The sequence below is a fragment of the Bacillus sp. GS3m_15504 genome, from assembly GCF_055825275.1.
In genome coordinates this window covers 3,380,641-3,399,244 of the sequence record NZ_JBVVNL010000001.1, presented here as the reverse complement: position 1 = coordinate 3,399,244, position 18,604 = coordinate 3,380,641, and the positions used below count along the sequence as shown (strand labels likewise).

General features: G+C 35.8%; 19 protein-coding genes, 2 riboswitches and 1 other annotated feature. Of the genes, 16 read left to right on the top strand and 3 right to left on the bottom strand.

Going from position 1 to position 18,604, the window contains the following annotated elements:
- Positions 1-10 precede the first annotated feature (10 nt).
- The 4 genes from hisI to AC0L0O_RS17820 all read left to right on the top strand — a co-directional run bounded on the left by hisI (position 11) and on the right by AC0L0O_RS17820 (position 2,715).
- Entirely contained in the window at positions 11-334 is a 324-nt protein-coding gene (gene hisI / locus AC0L0O_RS17835) for a phosphoribosyl-ATP pyrophosphatase (protein WP_000432051.1), read from the top strand.
- Positions 335-345: 11 nt separating this feature from the next.
- Positions 346-1,362, top strand: a complete 1,017-nt coding sequence (locus tag AC0L0O_RS17830) for a histidinol phosphate phosphatase domain-containing protein (protein WP_473785901.1) — start codon at positions 346-348, stop codon at positions 1,360-1,362.
- Positions 1,363-1,429: 67 nt separating this feature from the next.
- Entirely contained in the window at positions 1,430-1,597 is a 168-nt protein-coding gene (locus AC0L0O_RS17825) for a YozQ family protein (RefSeq protein WP_001118888.1), read from the top strand.
- Between the two features lie 146 nt (positions 1,598-1,743).
- Positions 1,744-2,715: a 2-hydroxyacid dehydrogenase family protein gene (locus tag AC0L0O_RS17820; RefSeq protein ID WP_001062845.1), complete on the top strand. Its 972-nt coding sequence runs from the start codon at positions 1,744-1,746 to the stop codon at positions 2,713-2,715.
- A gap of 32 nt (positions 2,716-2,747) precedes the next feature.
- Here AC0L0O_RS17820 and pssA read toward each other — a convergent pair whose 3' ends face one another.
- Together pssA and AC0L0O_RS17810 are read right to left on the bottom strand one after the other, a co-directional pair.
- The gene (pssA, locus tag AC0L0O_RS17815; RefSeq protein WP_000285422.1) at positions 2,748-3,449 is read right to left on the bottom strand and encodes a CDP-diacylglycerol--serine O-phosphatidyltransferase; all 702 of its coding nucleotides are present in this window, start codon (positions 3,447-3,449) and stop codon (positions 2,748-2,750) included.
- Positions 3,450-3,630: 181 nt separating this feature from the next.
- Positions 3,631-5,517 (bottom strand): LTA synthase family protein, encoded by a 1,887-nt coding sequence (locus tag AC0L0O_RS17810; RefSeq protein WP_131371104.1) that lies wholly within the window; start codon positions 5,515-5,517, stop codon positions 3,631-3,633.
- 254 nt (positions 5,518-5,771) lie between these two features.
- Between AC0L0O_RS17810 and AC0L0O_RS17805 the strand changes: the two genes are divergently transcribed.
- The 12 genes from AC0L0O_RS17805 (at position 5,772) to AC0L0O_RS17750 (ending at position 16,782) form a co-directional block, all read left to right on the top strand.
- Complete coding sequence (locus AC0L0O_RS17805) at positions 5,772-6,167, top strand: DUF3888 domain-containing protein (RefSeq protein ID WP_001228839.1); 396 nt, start codon at positions 5,772-5,774, stop codon at positions 6,165-6,167.
- A gap of 89 nt (positions 6,168-6,256) precedes the next feature.
- Positions 6,257-6,438: riboswitch (Lysine riboswitch) on the top strand.
- Between the two features lie 180 nt (positions 6,439-6,618).
- The gene (gene lysA, locus AC0L0O_RS17800) at positions 6,619-7,935 is read left to right on the top strand and encodes a diaminopimelate decarboxylase (RefSeq protein ID WP_000280666.1); all 1,317 of its coding nucleotides are present in this window, start codon (positions 6,619-6,621) and stop codon (positions 7,933-7,935) included.
- Positions 7,936-8,051: 116 nt separating this feature from the next.
- Positions 8,052-8,160, top strand: a riboswitch (SAM riboswitch).
- A gap of 72 nt (positions 8,161-8,232) precedes the next feature.
- On the top strand, positions 8,233-8,376 hold the full coding sequence (locus tag AC0L0O_RS17795; RefSeq protein WP_000116165.1) for a YezD family protein: 144 nt from the start codon (positions 8,233-8,235) through the stop codon (positions 8,374-8,376).
- An 86-nt stretch (positions 8,377-8,462) separates the two neighbouring features.
- Positions 8,463-9,167, top strand: coding sequence for a phosphoadenylyl-sulfate reductase (gene cysH, locus AC0L0O_RS17790; protein ID WP_000958992.1), 705 nt, complete (start codon positions 8,463-8,465; stop codon positions 9,165-9,167).
- A gap of 38 nt (positions 9,168-9,205) precedes the next feature.
- Positions 9,206-10,342, top strand: coding sequence for a sulfate adenylyltransferase (gene sat, locus AC0L0O_RS17785; RefSeq protein WP_000108775.1), 1,137 nt, complete (start codon positions 9,206-9,208; stop codon positions 10,340-10,342).
- 12 nt (positions 10,343-10,354) lie between these two features.
- Positions 10,355-10,948 (top strand): adenylyl-sulfate kinase, encoded by a 594-nt coding sequence (gene cysC, locus AC0L0O_RS17780; RefSeq protein WP_000380503.1) that lies wholly within the window; start codon positions 10,355-10,357, stop codon positions 10,946-10,948.
- Positions 10,949-10,959: 11 nt separating this feature from the next.
- Complete coding sequence (locus AC0L0O_RS17775) at positions 10,960-12,582, top strand: nitrite/sulfite reductase (protein ID WP_000119642.1); 1,623 nt, start codon at positions 10,960-10,962, stop codon at positions 12,580-12,582.
- Between the two features lie 10 nt (positions 12,583-12,592).
- Entirely contained in the window at positions 12,593-12,793 is a 201-nt protein-coding gene (locus AC0L0O_RS17770) for a DUF3906 family protein (RefSeq protein ID WP_000366909.1), read from the top strand.
- An 86-nt stretch (positions 12,794-12,879) separates the two neighbouring features.
- Positions 12,880-13,656: a uroporphyrinogen-III C-methyltransferase gene (gene cobA, locus AC0L0O_RS17765; RefSeq protein WP_000521268.1), complete on the top strand. Its 777-nt coding sequence runs from the start codon at positions 12,880-12,882 to the stop codon at positions 13,654-13,656.
- A 1-nt stretch (position 13,657) separates the two neighbouring features.
- A complete protein-coding gene (locus tag AC0L0O_RS17760; protein WP_000644354.1) occupies positions 13,658-14,413 on the top strand; it encodes a sirohydrochlorin chelatase in 756 nt (251 codons plus the stop codon).
- Positions 14,388-15,005, top strand: a complete 618-nt coding sequence (locus AC0L0O_RS17755) for an NAD(P)-binding protein (protein WP_000283347.1) — start codon at positions 14,388-14,390, stop codon at positions 15,003-15,005. The genes AC0L0O_RS17760 and AC0L0O_RS17755 overlap by 26 nt, the downstream gene beginning before the upstream one ends.
- A gap of 61 nt (positions 15,006-15,066) precedes the next feature.
- Positions 15,067-15,315: a binding site (T-box leader), on the top strand.
- A 111-nt stretch (positions 15,316-15,426) separates the two neighbouring features.
- Complete coding sequence (locus AC0L0O_RS17750; RefSeq protein ID WP_000665445.1) at positions 15,427-16,782, top strand: sodium-dependent transporter; 1,356 nt, start codon at positions 15,427-15,429, stop codon at positions 16,780-16,782.
- A 260-nt stretch (positions 16,783-17,042) separates the two neighbouring features.
- Here the strand turns inward: AC0L0O_RS17750 and AC0L0O_RS17745 are convergent, their stop codons facing one another.
- On the bottom strand, positions 17,043-18,314 hold the full coding sequence (locus AC0L0O_RS17745; RefSeq protein WP_000726093.1) for a murein hydrolase activator EnvC family protein: 1,272 nt from the start codon (positions 18,312-18,314) through the stop codon (positions 17,043-17,045).
- Between the last annotated feature and the right edge of the window lie 290 nt (positions 18,315-18,604).

Below are 18,604 nucleotides of genomic sequence, written 5' to 3'. Positions count from 1 at the left end.
GGGGATACATATGGAAAATACCTTCAAATTACTATTCGAAACAATTGAAGAACGAAAGAGAAATCCACTTCCTGAATCATATACAAATTACTTGTTTTCAAAAGGAGAAGATAAAATTTTAAAGAAAATTGGTGAGGAATGCACGGAAGTAATTATCGCATCTAAAAATAATGATAAAGAAGAGCTGGTGAAAGAAATGGTTGATGTATTGTATCACTGCTTCGTGTTATTAGCCGAAAAAAATATACCATTAGAAGATATTATGGAGGAAGTGACAGAAAGAAATGGGAAGCTTTCGAGAGTAGGGGACAGAAGAGAAATAGATACATTATAGGGGGAATATGTATGAAAGTGGATTATCACATTCATTTAGAAGAAGGACCATATTCAATAGGGTGGCTAGCTAAAATAAATGAAGCAATGCAACATTATGAACCGCTTAAAGAAGCAAAACATTCTATGGAATGGCTTGTGAAAACACAAGAACGGCTGCAAAGACGTGTGAAAGAAGGGCCGTTTACAACGAAATGGATTGATTTATATTTAGAAGAAGCTGTGCGAAAAGGTATAAAAGAAGTTGGGATTGTCGATCATTTATACCGTTTTTATGAAGCGAAAGAATACTATGAAAGATATGTTGATATTAGTGATTCGAGACTTGGTCGTTTACAGAAGGAATGGTTAGATCAAGTAAGGGTAGCGTCACTACATGATTTTACAAAGGCAATTGAAGAGGCGAAAGAACGATGGAGTAAAAGAGGTGTTACGCTTAAACTTGGGATTGAAGCGGATTACTTTATTGGTGGTGAACAAGAATTACAATCTTTACTCGCATTAGGAGACTTTGATTATGTAATTGGTTCTGTTCATTTTTTAAATGGCTGGGGATTTGATAATCCAGATATGAAAGAATATTTCAAGGAACATGATTTATACGCTTTATATGATACGTTTTTCAAAACGGTTGAGTTCGCAGTTCGTTCTGAGTTATTTGATATTATTGCTCATCTTGACAACATAAAAGTATTTAATTATCGGTTAGATGAGAATGAACAACTTTCTTATTACAAGGAAATTGCGCGTGCATTAGTAGAAACAAATACGGCAACGGAAATAAATGCGGGGTTGTATTATCGTTATCCTGTGCGCGAAATGTGCCCGAGTCCGCTCTATTTACAAGTATTAGCTAAACACGAAGTTCCGATTACACTTTCTTCAGATGCTCATTATCCAAACGATTTAGGAAAATATGTGGAAGAGAATGTAAAAACGTTACGTAATCATAATATTTCTCACTTAGCTACATTTACGAAACGAGTCAGAACGATGAGATTACTAGAAGAAGTAACAATTTCAAAATGATCACGATTTTTTGATGAAAACCGTTCTTTTTGTTCAAAATAAGAAAGAATAAAAAGGAGGGTAAGAAATGGCGAAACAACAAAATAAACAAAATGTACAAGGTGTACAGCAACAATCGTATACTTCTGAAACAACGAATACTGCTCAGTCAGTTATTGAGGAGCAAATTAGCGATACAGTTGCAGAAGGAACAATTGATGTGAAACTCGGAAAAGCATCGCAAGAAAAAGCGTAAAAAGAGGGGAGACTTGCATCTCCTCTTTTTTCATGGAAAAGTGTCGATTTTTAAAACTATAATCAAATTCCTTGGTTTTTATATGTGGATTTCTTACAATGAAAGATAAGAGATATCCTATTTTGTATAGAAGAGGTGTTAGTATAGTGGCAAAAATATTAGTAGCAGGAAAAATTCCCGAAATCGGATTAGAACTATTAAAAGATCATGATGTGGAAATGTATGATAAAGAGGAGTTAATTTCTTTAGATGAATTAACAGAGCGTGTAAAAGACAAAGATGCATTGCTAAGCCTACTTTCTACAAAGGTGACAAAAGAAGTGATTGATGCGGCACCTAGTTTGAAGATTGTTGCAAACTACGGTGCTGGTTACGATAATATTGATTACACGTATGCTGGAGAAAAAGGGATTGCGGTAACGAATACACCGAAAGTATCAACGGAAGCGACAGCAGAATTAACATTTGCACTTCTTTTAGCAGCTGCACGTAGAATTCCTGAAGGTGATACGCTATGTCGTACAACGGGATTTAACGGATGGGCACCGTTATTTTTCTTAGGCCGAGAAGTACATGGTAAAACAATTGGAATTATTGGCCTTGGAGAAATCGGAAAGGCAGTTGCAAAACGTGCGAAAGCATTTGGAATGAATATTTTATATACAGGACCAAATCGAAAACCTGAAGCTGAAAGTGAACTGGAAGCAACATATGTAACATTGGAAGAGTTATTACAAACAGCAGACTTTATTACAATTAACTGTGCGTATAATCCGAAATTGCATCATATGATTGATGAAGAGCAGTTTAAAATGATGAAGAAAACAGCGTATATTGTAAATGCTTCACGTGGACCAATTATGCACGAAGCGGCACTTGCTCATGCGTTAAAAACGAATGAAATTGAAGGAGCAGCTCTTGACGTGTTTGAATTTGAGCCGAAAATTACTGAAGAGTTAAAAGGATTAAAGAATGTAGTACTTGCTCCTCACGTAGGAAATGCAACATTTGAAACGCGTGATGCGATGGCTGAAATGGCAGTAAGAAATATTTTAGCTGTATTAAAGGGTGAAGAACCTGTAACACCTGTAAATCAAAAAGTATTCGTTACAAAATAAAAAGAAACCTTCCAGTTCCGGAAGGTTTCTTTTTATTTTTCTTTATTTGCTCTTTTTGATGGTCTTTGTCTAAGGAATTGAGATAGCATGTACAAAATATATAGTGGAATAGCAATGAATAAGAAAACAGAAAAATTACCGAACCCTGTTTGATACATTGTGATAATGATTCCAACTAAAAATAGTGTAATAATGATGCTATATCGTGGAATTGGTACATCTTTTAAACTTGGGATACGAATGCGGCTCACCATTAAAAATGCGAACGTTACAAATACTGTAATAAGAACGATTTTTGGAATGGTATGTGAAAATAATGTTAAGAAAGCAACAAGCCCTCCCGCTGCTGTAATCGGTACCCCAGTGAAATATTTCATTGAAGTAGAAGATGGTGTTACATTAAATCGTGCTAAACGATATGCTCCGAAAAGAGGGAATAGCCCCGCTATGTATAGTCCGATGATTCCATAATTAGAGAAAGATGTGTAATACATAAGAACAGCAGGTGCTGCACCAAATGTTACGACATCCGCAAGCGAGTCAAGCTCTTTTCCCATTTGTGAATCAACACGTAATAAACGAGCAACACGCCCATCAAGACTATCTAACATCATCCCGATAAGTACTAAAATAGCAGCTGATTTATAATATCCTAAAGATGCATAGCCGATTGACAAGAATCCACTATATAAATTTCCGAGCGTAAATAAGTTTGGAATAGCTGCTCTATACAAAATCTGATCCCTTGCTTTCTGTAATAAATTCTTAATTAGTGTATGAAAGTTTACTTATTTTATCATACCATAAATTTATTCCTCATACGAAAGAAATTCCCAATTTGTGAAAGATTTCATAGAAGAATGATTTGAAAAACAAGTAAAAAAAGAAGCAACTTTTATAAAGTTGCTTCTTTTACTATTCAAATTTCGTTGTCATCGTTCCGGTTTTATACTGATTCGTAGGATCGAAACGTAATAAATCTCCATAAATGAGTTTGTCGGAGAGTTTTAATTCAGTTTTTGCTTTTTCAATATTCGGTTGACATAATGAGATGTTTGCTTCTTCGCCCGTACTTCTTTTATAGCACATGTTTTTTGTATACACATAATCTTCCGAAACGAAGCTACCATCACGCATTACCATAAGTGGATCTTCTTCTTTAATAAATAGGTCAGTTCCAAATTCAACTGATTTATTTGTTTTAATACCAAGTAAATGAAGTAGCGTTGGTTTAATATCAATTTGACCAGACACTTTAGAAATGACTTTTCCTTCTTGGCCAGGTACATGAATAATGAGAGGGACGCGTTGTAATTGCATAGAATCAAATGGTGTAATAGCGTCTTTCCCAAGGAACTGAGCCATAGCTGCGTTATGGTTTTCAGAAATACCGTAATGATCTCCGTAAATGACAATAACAGAGTTGTCATACAGTCCTTCTGCTTTTAATTGTTTAATAAATTGTTTAAGAGCTTCATCCGTATAACGAACGGTTGGGAAGTAACGGTTTACAACGCCACTTTCCGAATTAAACTCATCAACATATTGATCTTCTGGATTTAGAAGAAATGGAAAATGATTTGTTAAAGTAATGAATTTTGTATAGAACGGCTGTGGTAAAGATTTTAACTTTGGAATAGATTGTTCAAAGAACTCCTTATCTTTTAATCCCCAACCGACTGACATTTGTTCTGTGCCTACGTAATCATTTAAATTAAAGTAACGATCATATCCAAGTGCAGGATACATTACATCCCGATTCCAAAACGCTTTATCATTTGAATGGAAGACAGCAGAAGAATATCCGTATTTTTTTAATTGTTCTGGTGTAGCTGTATATTCATTTGTTGCGTGAGTAAAGAATACAGAACCGCGGTCTAACGGATAAAGTGAATTTTCAACGATAAATTCAGCATCAGAAGTTTTACCTTGTCCTGTTTGATGATAGAAGTTATCGAAATAAAAACTATCTTTAATAAATTCGTTTAAAAATGGAGTAATTTCTTTTCCATTTATTTTTTTATTAATAACAAAACTTTGCGTAGATTCCATTGAAATCAAAATGACATTTTTACCTTTTGCAGCTCCAAATAAGTTCTTATCAACTTGCTTATCTTTTGAGTCTGTATAGTTTTTAATTTCAGAGAACCCGTCCCCACTTGCAAATACACGTTCAGCTGAAGATTTTGATTGCAGTGTAATATCAAATAGATGATATGTGTATAAACCTAAATTTTTCACGACAGTTTGACGGTCAAATGAGCGTGAGAACATTTGTGGTTTATAAATAACAGAAACAGCAATTTGTAGTGCCAATAGAGCTGTTACACCGCTAAAGAAAGTTCGCTTTTCAGAGCGAGAAAGTGGTGTCTTGTCACAAAATGCCGGGAATTTACGTGAAAGAAACATTAAAATAATCGCATCTGCAAATAAAAGTAATGTTTTGTACGTAAAGAGTTCTTTTATACTTGTCCCTAAATCAGCCATATTATTTGTTTGAAATAACACCGGGAACGTAACGAAATCGTTATAAAATCCATAAAACATTGCATTTCCAAATAAAATGAATGATAGTATAAAACTAATTCCAACTATAATGCGGTTTCGGTGTTTAGATGCAAATAAAGCAAAACCGAAAAATAAAAGTAACGCAGCTAGTGGATTCATAAAAAGCATAAATTCTTCAAAGAAATTATCAATTTTAATATCAAATGCTAGCTTGTACACAATATATGTTTTTATCCATAGTAAAACGACCGCAACGAGTGCAAATCGCAGTTTTGGAAACAGACGTTGTAGCATAATATACTCCTCTCCTAAAAAGCATGACAGTTCTTGTGAGCCGATTTGATTAACGCCTCATTTTGTATATACGAACAGTCCTTTGTTATTATGTTTATTATACTATGAGTATCATTATACGAAAATAAAAGAGAGTTGTGGACTTTTTTATAATAATTGAGTAGAAAAAGGACAGTAGGAGACAATAAAATGGAGTTTCTATGTATGATTATTATCGTGCGCAGAAAGAATTGTGTAACAATACGGAGGTTATAATGCGAAAATTATTATATTTTATAGTATGCAGTAGTGTTATACTTTTTGCTTCACCGAGTGTGTCGGTAGCTCAATATGAGGCACCTCTTATGGAAGATGCCCTTTATTCTGTGTTATTCCCGAAAATAAATAAAGCGATTGAAAAACAATATGGGAGCTTGAAGCCGTATCAATGTCCTAAAATTATTAGTTTAAAAAAAGTGTATAGCGGTACATATTTATTTCAAGCGAGTATTGAAGTGACAAAGTATGAACGAGTCGCTGGGAAAATTGCTCCACCATTTGAGAAGGTAACAATTACATTTAATAACGACGAAGGCGAATGGGAAGTGACGAAGGTTTTAGTAAAGCGCTTACCAAATGATACGAAACTAAACTGCAAAAAAATAATATGAAAAATTGTTTGACAAATAAAATGGTCCTTTGGTATTGTTAATAGCAACAATTAGATGTTTGAAAATTAAATAGACTTACCTCATCTACTCTCAAAGGTAGAGGCCGCGATAGGAAAGAGTAAGCTATGGGAGATTTAATGGAATCTGTGATCATAGGTTGAAAGGGACTATTGCCGAAATATAAGAATAACCATCTTATTCATATATTGGGACTGCATTGAATAAATGTAGTACTGTCATAAGATTTATTTTATGGAGAGCTATTTGGAGATGTTGATGCGGTTTCTTATTTTGAGGAGATAACAACTCGTTTATTTTTTCAATATATATTTTTCCTAATAAGAAACGCGTGTGAACATTGTTCCGCGCGTTTTTTGTCTATCTAAAAGCGTGCTGCAATGAATAGAGGATTGGGGTTATGAGTTTTAGAGGAAATAAGGGAGGAATTCAAATGTATTTACACGGCACAAGCCGAATCAATGGGCAAGGACACTTAGAAATTGGAGGGTGCGATACGACGCAGCTAGCAAAACAATACGGAACACCGCTTTATGTATACGATGAAGAGTCAATTCGAGGAAAGTGCCGCGCATTTCATCGTGCTTTTAAAGAAAGTGGGTTCTCTTATCAAGTAGCATATGCAAGCAAGGCGTTCTTGTGCATGGAGATGTGCCGAGTAGCTCGTGAAGAGAATATGTCATTAGACGTTGTTTCTGGAGGGGAATTATATACTGCGCTTCAAGCAGGATTTCCGGCATCACGCATTCATTTTCACGGCAATAATAAAACAGAAGAAGAAATCGTGATGGCTCTTCAGGCGAATATTGGTTGTTTTGTTGTAGATAATTTCTTGGAATTAGAAATTTTGCATGATTTAGCAGTGCAAAATGGGAAATTTGTGAACATATTAATTCGTGTAACACCTGGAGTAGAGGCGCACACACATGAATATATTACAACAGGTCAAGATGATTCGAAATTTGGATTTGGCGTGTCAAATGGTCAAGCGATGCAGGCGATTGAGCTTGCTTTACAAAAATCAAATTATAACGTGTTAGGGATTCATTCACATATCGGATCACAAATATTTGAAACGGCTGGCTTTGTGCGAGCGATTGAAGTTCTTCATCAATTTTTAGAAGAAGTGAGAGAGCGAACAAACTATGTAGTAAAAGTGCTAAATGTGGGCGGAGGATTTGGAATACGCTACACAGAGTCAGATACACCATTAACTCTTGAGACATACGTGCGAGCTGTAACAAGTGCAGTGAGAGAACAATTTACAGTATGTAATTATCCATTGCCAGAAATATGGGTTGAGCCAGGTCGTAGCATTGTAGGTGATGCTGGAACGACAATTTATACAGTCGGATCTGTGAAAGACATTCCTGGTATTCGGAAATATGTATCAGTGGATGGTGGAATGACTGATAATTTAAGACCTGCTTTATATAACGCTCGTTATGAAGCAATGTTAGCAAATCGAGGGAATGATGAGAATGAGGAGACTGTTTCGATTGCAGGCAAATGTTGTGAGAGCGGAGATATGTTAATTTGGGATATTACTTTACCGAAAGTTGCTTCTGCCGATTTACTAGCGATTTCTTGTACAGGGGCATACGGGTACTCGATGGCGAATAATTATAATCGGATTCGTAGACCAGCTGTCGTCTTTGTGAAAGGTGGTACATCACAAATTGTTGTAGAGCGCGAAACATATGAAAATATTATTGGGAACGATCGCATACGTATTAAAGAACTTGTTTAAGAGAGGAAAAGGAGTTGTTCGGATGGGCAATTCCTTTTTTGTAAAATAAAATAATTAAAATATATCGGAAAACTAGGATTGAAAAAAATCAGAATTGTGATAAAATACAAATACAAAGCTTATCAAGAGAAGCGGAGGGAACTGGCCCGGCGAAGCTCGGCAACCTGCTTATAGAAAGCAAGGTGCTAAATCCAGCAAAATGGAATCCATTTTGAAAGATAAGGTAAAATATATTACCGAACAGTCTTTTCGAAATGGGAAAGATTTTTTTTATGAATAAAAAGGGGGGCTGTTCGCGTGAGCGTACGGGAACATTTTGAGGAAGTATCTGAGAGAATTCAAGCGATGCTTGCTGATATGAAATATGGTTCAATTACAATTGTTGTACAAGATGGAAAAGTCATTCAACTAGAGAAAAGTGAAAAAGTACGTTTAAAGTAAAAAGCGCTGACTAGAAAAACTAGAGGCGGTTTTAACCTATTTCATTAGGTTAAAACCGTCTTTTTGCTTTTACAGGGGGAAAAAACATGTTGACGTATGAAACGTGGGAAGAAAATGATGTTTCATTTTCAGAAGAAGATGAAACGAAAGGCGCGCTATCAGTATTAAGTTGGGCGTATAAAGAATATAAAAGTGAAATTGTATACGCATGTAGCTTCGGAGTGGAAGGGATGGTACTACTGCATCTTATTAACCAAGTAAATCCATCTGCTAAAGTTGTATTTTTGGATACAAACGTACATTTTCAAGAAACGTATGAATTAATTCAAAAAGTGCGGGAACGATTTCCTTCATTGAATATTATAGAAAAACAGCCAAAACTTACACTTGATGAACAAGACAAATTGCATGGTGACAAGCTATGGGAAAGCAATCCTAATCTCTGTTGTAAGATTAGAAAAATTTTACCGTTAGAAGAATCATTAGCGAATGAAAAAGCGTGGATATCAGGGTTGAGGAGAGAACAATCAGAAACGCGTAAGCATACAAAGTTTATAAATCAAGATCATCGTTTTCAATCTATTAAAGTTTGTCCGCTCATTCATTGGACGTGGAAAGAAGTATGGCGATATGTATACAAGCATAGCTTGCCGTATAACCCATTACATGATATTGGATATCCAAGTATTGGGTGTGAGAAGTGTACGTTGCCTGTAGGAGAGGGTGGCGATTCGAGAGATGGTAGATGGGCTGGGAAAGTGAAAACTGAATGTGGTCTTCATTATCAATAAGATGAATCTTGAAATAAAACAAAGAGGAGATATAGAAAATGAGTACAGTAAACGAATTGGTAAACCTTGTAGACGAGACATATGACATATCACAAATTGAAAAAGAAATTGGGCTAGATAACATTGCGTTAAGTGATTTAGAACTATTAGCGACAGGGGGATATAGCCCGCTTACTGGTTTTTTAGGAAAGAAAGATTATGATTCAGTTGTAGAAACGCTTCGTTTAGATAATGGGAGCGTTTGGAGTATACCAATTACATTACCAGTAACAGAAGAAGTGGCAAAGAGTCTAAAATCTGGAGAGGAAGTAAAGCTTGTTAACGGTGGAAATGTATATGGTGTCATTCAAATAGAAGATATTTTTGTGCCTGATAAGGAAAAAGAAGCGTTACTAGTATATAAAACGACGGATGAGGCTCATCCGGGAGTGAAAAAATTATATGAACGACCGAACGTTTATGTCGGTGGGGCTATTGTTCTTACGAAACGCTTTGAAAATAATCCGTTTCCTTCTTATCATTTAGACCCAATTGAAACGAGAGAAGAATTTAAAAAACGTGGTTGGAAAACAGTAGTAGGATTTCAAACGAGGAACCCGGTGCATCGTGCCCATGAATACATTCAAAAATCTGCTCTTGAAATTGTAGATGGACTCTTTTTAAATCCGCTCGTTGGGGAAACAAAATCGGACGATATTCCAGCTGATGTAAGGATGGAAAGCTATGAAGTATTACTTCAAAGCTATTATCCGAAAGATCGTGTCTTTTTAAGTGTATTTCCTGCGGCAATGCGTTACGCAGGACCGAGGGAAGCAATATTCCATGCATTAGTTAGAAAGAATTTTGGATGTACCCACTTTATCGTAGGGCGCGATCATGCTGGGGTAGGAGATTATTACGGAACTTATGAAGCGCAAGAAATTTTTACAAACTTTACAGTGGAAGAGTTAGGGATTACACCGTTATTTTTTGAGCATAGTTTTTACTGTACGAAATGTGAAGCAATGGCTTCGACAAAAACATGCCCGCACGGAAAAGAAGATCATGTTATTTTATCGGGTACGAAAGTAAGAGAACTATTACGAAACGGTGAGATTCCGCCAAGTACATTTAGTCGTAAAGAGGTAGTAGAGGTACTAATTAAAGGTTTGAAAAAAGAAGTAGTAACAGAATAGGGAGAGAATGAGATGGATACGAATATTACTTGGCATACAGCTTCTGTTTCAAAAGATGAGAGAAGAGTGAAGAATGGGCATCATAGTTTTGTAATTTGGTTTACTGGTTTATCAGCTTCGGGTAAATCTACAGTAGCGAACGCGGTTGCTCGTAAACTATTTGAAAAGAATATTGGAAACTATGTACTTGATGGAGATAATATACGCCACGGTTTAAATAAAGACTTAGGGTTCTCTGAAAGTGATCGTATGGAAAATATAAGACGGATTGGCGAGGTGGCGAAGCTATTTGTAGATCAAGGAGCCGTTGTTCTTACAGCGTTTATTTCACCGTTTCGAGTCGACCGAAAACAAGTTAGGGATCTATTAGCTGTAGATGAATTTATAGAAGTGTTTGTAAAATGTCCAATTGAAGAGTGTGAGAAACGTGATCCGAAAGGGCTTTATAAAAAAGCAAGAAAAGGTGATATTAAAGAGTTTACAGGTATCGATTCACCGTATGAGGAACCAGAGAAAGCGGAATTAATTGTAGAAACGCATAAGTATTCTATTGAAGAATGTGCAGAACAAATCGTGAAGTACTTACAAGAGCGTAGTTTGATATAGGGGGATAAAAAATGAGTTATGAAAAAGTATGGGCTAACAATGAAAAATTAAATCAAACTGAGAAAAATAAATTAAAAAAAGATGGATTGGAAATCTTTAATGATATTCCTTACTATGCAGAGAATGGCTTCGAATCTATTCCGAAAGAAGAGTGGGACGCATTCAAATGGGCAGGGTTGTATTTACAAAGACCGAAAGAAGCTGGTTATTTTATGATGCGCGTAAATATTCCTTCTGGGATTATTACGAATGCACAGGCAGAAGTGCTTGCTTCTATCGCTGAGGATTATGGACGTGACGTAATCGATATTACGACAAGACAGGCGATTCAGTTTCATTGGTTAGAAATTCATCAAATTCCAGATATTTTTAAAAGATTAGCAAGAGTTGGGTTATCTTCAGCTGGAGCGTGTGGTGATATAACGCGTAATATTACAGGAAATCCACTTGCTGGTATTGATGCAAATGAATTATTTGATACAACGCATATTGTGAAAGAGGTATATGACTACTTCCAACATAATGAAGAGTTTTCTAACTTACCACGTAAATTTAAAATGTCTATTAGTTCTAACATTTATAACGCAGCAAATGCAGAGATTAACTGTGTTGCATTTACACCTGCTACGAAAGAGATAGATGGTGAGAAAAAAGTTGGTTTTCATATAAAAGTAGGTGGTGGGTTATCAGCTCGTCCGTATTTAGCTGATGAATTAGATGTATTCGTTTTACCAGAAGAAGTGAAGGCGGTAGCGATTGCGATTGCTACGATATTCCGTGATTTTGGATATCGCGAAAAACGTCATTTAGCTCGTTTGAAATTTCTTGTTGCAGACTGGGGAGCAGAGAAGTTTAAAGAGAAACTAATAGAGTATACAGGACCATTACAAAGTAAAGGGGAAAGTGCTCTCAAAGGCTGGAATGCGGGATACTTTTATGGTGTCCAAGATCAAAAACAAGAGGGACTAAAATATGTAGGTTTTAATGTGCCGGTAGGGCGCCTACATGCAGAAGAAATGTTTGAGATTGCAAGAATTGCAAAACAATATGGAAATGGACAAATTCGTACATGTAATTCGCAAAACTTCATTATTCCGAATGTTCCGCCGGAAAATGTAACGGGCTTACTAACTGAGCCGTTGTTTGAAGCGATATCAGCGAATCCGAAATCGTTTATTGGTCACGCGGTTTCTTGTACTGGTATTGAATATTGCAATCTTGCTTTAGTAGAAACGAAAGAAAGATTACGAAAAATTGCCGAATACTTAGATACACAAATTGCACTCGATGTTCCGGTTCGTATTCATATGGTAGGATGTCCGAATTCGTGTGGTCAACGTCAAATTGCGGACATTGGATTACAAGGTGTGAAAATGAAAACGAAGGAAAAAGGGATTGTTGAAGCATTTGAAATATATGTAGGTGGAACGTTGTTAGATGGTGGTGCTTATAATCAAAAGTTAAAAGGAAAAATAGATGGTGAGGATCTACCTGATGTACTCGCATCATTTATAAGTTATTTCAAAGAAAATAAATTACCGGCTGAAACGTTTTATGATTTCGTAGGCCGCGTTGGTGTAGAGACATTACAAATAGCGTTAAATAACGTGTTAGAAGAAGTAATAGCGTCTTAGGAGGGGCAATATGGATTTATATCGATTTGAAGCTGTATTAGAGAATAGTATTGTTCCAATTGTTGTTGTTGCTGAAAGTGAAGAAAAGGCATTTAAGATGGCGGAGATTGAGCTTGAAAAACATTTTTTACCGTTACCAGAGGTAAAGGAGATTGCTTTATTTGAAAAAAAGAAGATTCGAAAAAGCGCGGCCTTTGTTATTCATGAGTAAGGAACATTGAAATATGAAGAAATGAAAACTTCCATTCATATATAAGGATGGAAGTTTCACTTTAATAGTAGAAATGAGGAGAGATGATGGGAAAAGTATATATCGTTGGGGCGGGCCCTGGGGATCCAGATTTAATTACTGTGAAAGGATTGAAATGTATTGAGAAGGCAGATGTTATTTTGTACGACCGTCTTGTAAATAAAGAATTGCTTTCCTATGCAAAGCCTGAAGCGGATTTAATTTATTGCGGAAAACTACCAAATTATCACACGATGAAGCAAGAGACAATTAACACGTTTCTTATTAAATATGCGAAAAAAGGAAAAATTGTAACGAGACTTAAGGGTGGGGATCCATTTGTATTTGGTAGAGGGGGAGAAGAGGCCGAAGCGTTAGCAAAGCAAGGTGTACCATTTGAAATTGTTCCTGGTATTTCAGCTGGAATAGCTGCACCAGCTTATGCGGGTATTCCAGTGACACATCGTGATGCAAGTGCAAGCTTTGCTATTGTGACAGGGCATCGAAAAGAAGATGCTGCAGAGGAAGTGAAATGGGGAAATTTAGCGAAAGGTGTAGAGACTTTAGCGGTATATATGGGGGTTAGCAATTTACCCTATATATGTGAACAACTGATGAAGCATGGAAAAGATAAAAGTACGCCTGCCGCTATTATTGAGCGGGGAACTACATCTATGCAGCGCACAGTTGTTGGGACGTTAGGGACAATTGTAGATGTTGCGAAAAAAGAACAAATTCAAAATCCGAGCATGATTGTAATTGGAGAAGTCGTCCGTTTTAGAGAAAAAATCCATTGGTTTGAAAAGCAGACAGAAAGTACGTATCAAGTAAGTGGAGTGTTATAAAATGAAAGCCATCTTATATATATGTCATGGAAGTCGCTTGAAAGCAGCTAAAGAAGAAGCGGTTGCATTTATTACGTCATGTATGAACCGTGTAGAGGCAAGTATTCAAGAAATTTGTTTTTTAGAGTTAGCGAGTCCAACTATTGATGAAGGGTTCCGTACATGTGTGAAGCGTGGTGCTACAGAGATTATCGTTATTCCAGTTTTTTTATTAGCAGCAGGTCATGTAAAAAAAGATATTCCGTTTGAATTGGAAAAGTTAAATAATCAATATCCAAGTATTAAAGTGACCTATGGTAATCCATTTGGCGTATCAGAAGCACTTATAAAATCAGTGTATAACGGAAGTGGCATTGAACAGGAAAATAAGAATGAAGTGACGTTACTTCTCGTTGCAAGAGGGAGCAGTGATCCTGAAGTATTAAGAGATATAAACTGGATTGCTTCTTTATTTCAAAAGGAAGAGAAGATTAAGAAAGTAGAAGTTTGTTACTTAGCGGCTGCCGAGCCGAAATTTGAGGAGAAGTTAAAGGAAGTTGTAGAACGAAAAGAAAAGAATATCGTTGTGCTGCCTTACTTGTTATTTACAGGTTTACTTATGAAACATATTGAAAAAGAAGTGCGCCAATATGAGCTAGATGAGATAAAAATAAGTCCGTATTTAGGAAAGAATGAAGCGTTTCAGTATATGTTAATTCAGAAAACGAAGAAATTATTGAAGGGAGATCAATATGTATCCACTTACAGTGCGAGTTGAGAAGAAACGTGTTGTTGTCATTGGTGGAGGGAAAGTTGCGGGATTTAAAATTATTCCTTTGCTAAAACAAGGTGCAGATATAGTTGTGGTAAGTCCTGAATTGGATGCGAATTTAGTGAAACTTGTAGAAGAAAAGAAAATTCGTTGGTATCAAAGAGAATATGAAAAAAGTGATATTAATGGTGCTTTTTTAGTTGTAGCAGCGAGTAGTGATGCCGTATTGAACGAAAAGGTTGCTGAAGATACGGCAGAAAATCAGCTGGTAAATGTTATTACGAATCCGGAAAGTGGAAATGTTCATTTTCCGGCGGCGTTTCATCGTGGGCTACTTAATATAGCTGTTTCTACCGGGGGAGCGAGTCCGAAACTTGCAAAAAAAATTCGAGATGATATCGCAAATAAATATGATGAGGCGTATGAATCATATCTTGATTTTTTATACGAAGTTAGAATAAAGGTAAAAGAATTACAAATAGAGAAAAGAGAGAGAAATATATTGTTGCAAGAGGTATTGAAGTCAATATATGTTCAAAATGAACAAAAAAGAGAATTGTTTTTACAAGAATTAGAGAGAAGAGTTCATATAGGATGATGAATAAATTGTACTTTACAACTATAAGAATATAATTTATAATCACAAGTAACTTCAATAGATGAAATCGATGAGCAAGAAGAGTATGTATATTTGATACGTTCAGAGAGCTGGGGGAAGGTGTGAGCCCGGTACGATAAAATATACAGAATGGGCTTGCGAGAGGTATGTTGAACATTGTAGTAGGCAACCCGGGTTCCGCCGTTAAAAGGATAGAGTATCGGAGTTTTTCCTGTACTTGAACAAGTGGGATTTATCAATCCAATTGAGGTGGTACCACGGTATTAACATTACATATATCGTCCTCTACATGCATATTTGCGTGTAGGGGACTTTTTTATTTTCTAAAGGAGGTGTGCGAGTATGAAATGAAAGTGTATAATTAACAAAAGTTTAAATATTCAGAAAAGGGGAATTTATGATGAAAGAAACACAGCAATGGACGTCGAAAATAGGATTTGTACTCGCAGCAGCCGGAGCCGCAGTAGGTCTTGGTGCGATATGGAAATTTCCATATGTTGCAGGTAATGGCGGGGGAGGCGCATTCTTCCTTGTATTTTTACTATTAACTTTATTTATAGGTATGCCGCTTCTATTAGCTGAATTTGTTATTGGACGTAGTACGCAAAAAGAGGCAGTTACAGCGTATAAAGTATTGGTGCCAAATAGCAAGTTATATCCTTGGATTGGTCGTATGGGAGTTGTTACTTGTTTTAGTGTACTATCTTTTTATAGTGTTGTAGGTGGATGGATTTTACTGTATTTATACTATAGTATTACAGGAAGCTTCTGGAATGGTGTTGTTGATTACGGAAAATTGTTTAATGAAACGATTTCAAATCCGCTAAGTGCGATTGGAGCACAATTTATCTTTATGCTTTGTACGATTTTTGTTGTAAGTAAAGGTGTAGAGAAAGGGATAGAAAAAGCAAGTAAGTATATGATGCCGCTATTATTTATTTTATTTATTGCGATCATTGTTCGTGCATTAACACTTGATGGTGCTTTTGCAGGAGTAGAGTTCTTTTTAAAACCTGATTTTTCAAAACTAACAGCAGATACGGTTTTATACGCGATGGGACAATCTTTCTTCTCGCTCACAGTAGGTGCCTCAGTAATGGTAACGTATAGTTCATATTTGAAGAAAGAAGAACATTTAGCGAAATCAGCAACATCTATTGTAAGTTTAACTGTTTTTATTACAGTACTTGCAGGATTAGCAATTTTCCCGGCGATTTTCGCATTAGGCGTTAAGCCGACTGAAGGACCAGGACTACTGTTTATCGTCCTTCCAGCAGTATTTGCGAAAATACCATTTGGACAATTTTTCTTCATTATGTTTTTAGTTTTATTCTTCTTTGCAACATTAACATCTGCGATTTCCATGCTTGAAATTGTAGTAGCATCTGTTGCGAAAGATAATGAGAAAAAACGTCCGTCAGCATCATTATTAATCGGTATTCTTATTTTTGCAGTCGGAATTCCGTCAGCATTATCGTTTGGCATTATGAGTGATGTGAAAATATTTGGGAAGACATTCTTTGATTTCGTCGATTTTGTGGTAAGTAATGTATTATTGCCACTCGGAGTACTAGCCATTTCGCTATTCGTACCAAATAAAATGAGTAAAGAAATGTTAATGAAAGAATTAGAAGTTACGGAAACGAAAGGAAAAACATTATTTAATATTTGGTTCTTCTTGCTTCGTTATGTTATTCCAGTAACTGTAATTATTGTATTTTTAAATGCGATAGGCGTATTTAAAATGTTTGCATAATAAAAAGACGGAGAAAGCTCCGTCTTTTTATTATGTGGTAGGTGTATTTAATGAGTGATTATATGCTTTATAAGCTGTGATGATTGCAAGGAATAATCTGATTAAAAATAACGCTGAATCGCCAAATGTAAATTTCTCTAGCTTCTTCTATTTTTCGCTGTAATTGTGTATTTATATGATTCCCCCGTAAAATATAGGTAGTTAGTTGTAGTCTATATTTCACGGGGGAAATAAAAAACTCGGTATGCACCGAGTTTTTTTTATAATCCGATATAAGGAGATGGATCAACTGCGTTTGTCTTGCCGACGTTCCATTCTCCAAGGTGAAGTTCGAAGTGTAAATGCTGTCCGTATGATTGACCAGTGTTCCCCATAAATCCAAGTTGTGTTCCTTGTTTTACAGTTTGTCCATTTGATACAGAACGGCTACTCATATGAGCATATACTGTTGTGTATGTTTTTCCGTTAATACGGTGAGATAAGTACACAACATTTCCATAACTAGAAGATAATTCTGAGCGAATAACAACGCCATCTGCAGCGGCAATAATTGGAACGGTTCCTGAAGCTGCGATATCGATTCCTTTATGGTTATCTATAGAACGCACGCCAAACCCAGAAGTTTTTGATCCGGCTGCTGGTTTAATAAAGCCGCCAATATTTGTATCGTGTGGTGTTGGAGCTGCTTGAGCTTTTTGAGCAGATGTAGTAGCTTGTTTACGAGCTTCTTCTGCCTTACGGGCTTCCTCAGCTTTACGAGCTTCTTCTGCACGTTTTTCTTCTTCAATTGCTTTTTGAACAGCTTGACGCTGATTTTCTAAAATACCTTTAGATTCTTCTAATCCTTCAATCTCTGAATCTACTTTTGCTACTTTCGTATGTAGATCGCTAATAAAGGTTTGCTGCTGTTGCTGATTCGTTTGCAACTCTTGTTGTTTGTGAACTAATTTCTGTTCAGCTTCTTTTAATTCTTGCTCTTTTTTCTCAACCGCCTCTTTTTCTTTCGTTACAGCATTTTGGTCAGTTGTTTGTTTTTTCACGATATCGGTATCGTTGTTTAAAATTAAACTTACAGAGTACATATTATCAACAAGATCAGCGATGTTTGTAGAAGTTGTTAATACCTCTGTAATAATATTTGTGCGAGGTTTTTCTTGCATAGATTGCAAACGTTGCTTAATAACTTCCTGGCGTGTATCTATGTTTGTTTGTAATTGCTCTATATGTTTCTTTTTTTCAGCGATTACTTGTTGTGTTTTACTAATTTCTTTTTTTGTATCGTTTAATTCAGCCTCGTTTTTATTAATAGAAGTAGTTAAATCGTCGATTTTCTTTTGTAATTCTTGAATTTCCTTTTCTATTTGTTCTTTCTCGGCTGATTTATTTTGTAAGTCATTTTGTTTTCCTTCTAATTCAGATTGAATATTAGATAATTTATCTTGATTCGTTTCAGCGTATGCGGGTGATAGTAATGGAGAAACAAAAATTGTTCCTGCTGCTAAAACGCTGAACGCTGCAAATTTCTTTTTCATGGTTGTCTGGCTCCTTTCCCTATGAATGTTATATATCATAAGAAGAAGAGTGTCTATCGTTGTAACCATAATGTAAAGAAAATTTTATAAAATTGCTAAGTTTTGTCGGAATTTATCATCTTTCGACGATAAATTTCACTGTTGATGCATTTTTTATATTTGTGTAACAAGGATTTATTTTTAGATTTTTTTGTAAAATAAAGGGAAAAACGATTTTGTTTTATGTAGTGAAATATTAGTTAGGAATCCAATAAAATACTGGTGAGGAATCGTTCTCATGTGAGGTTTTC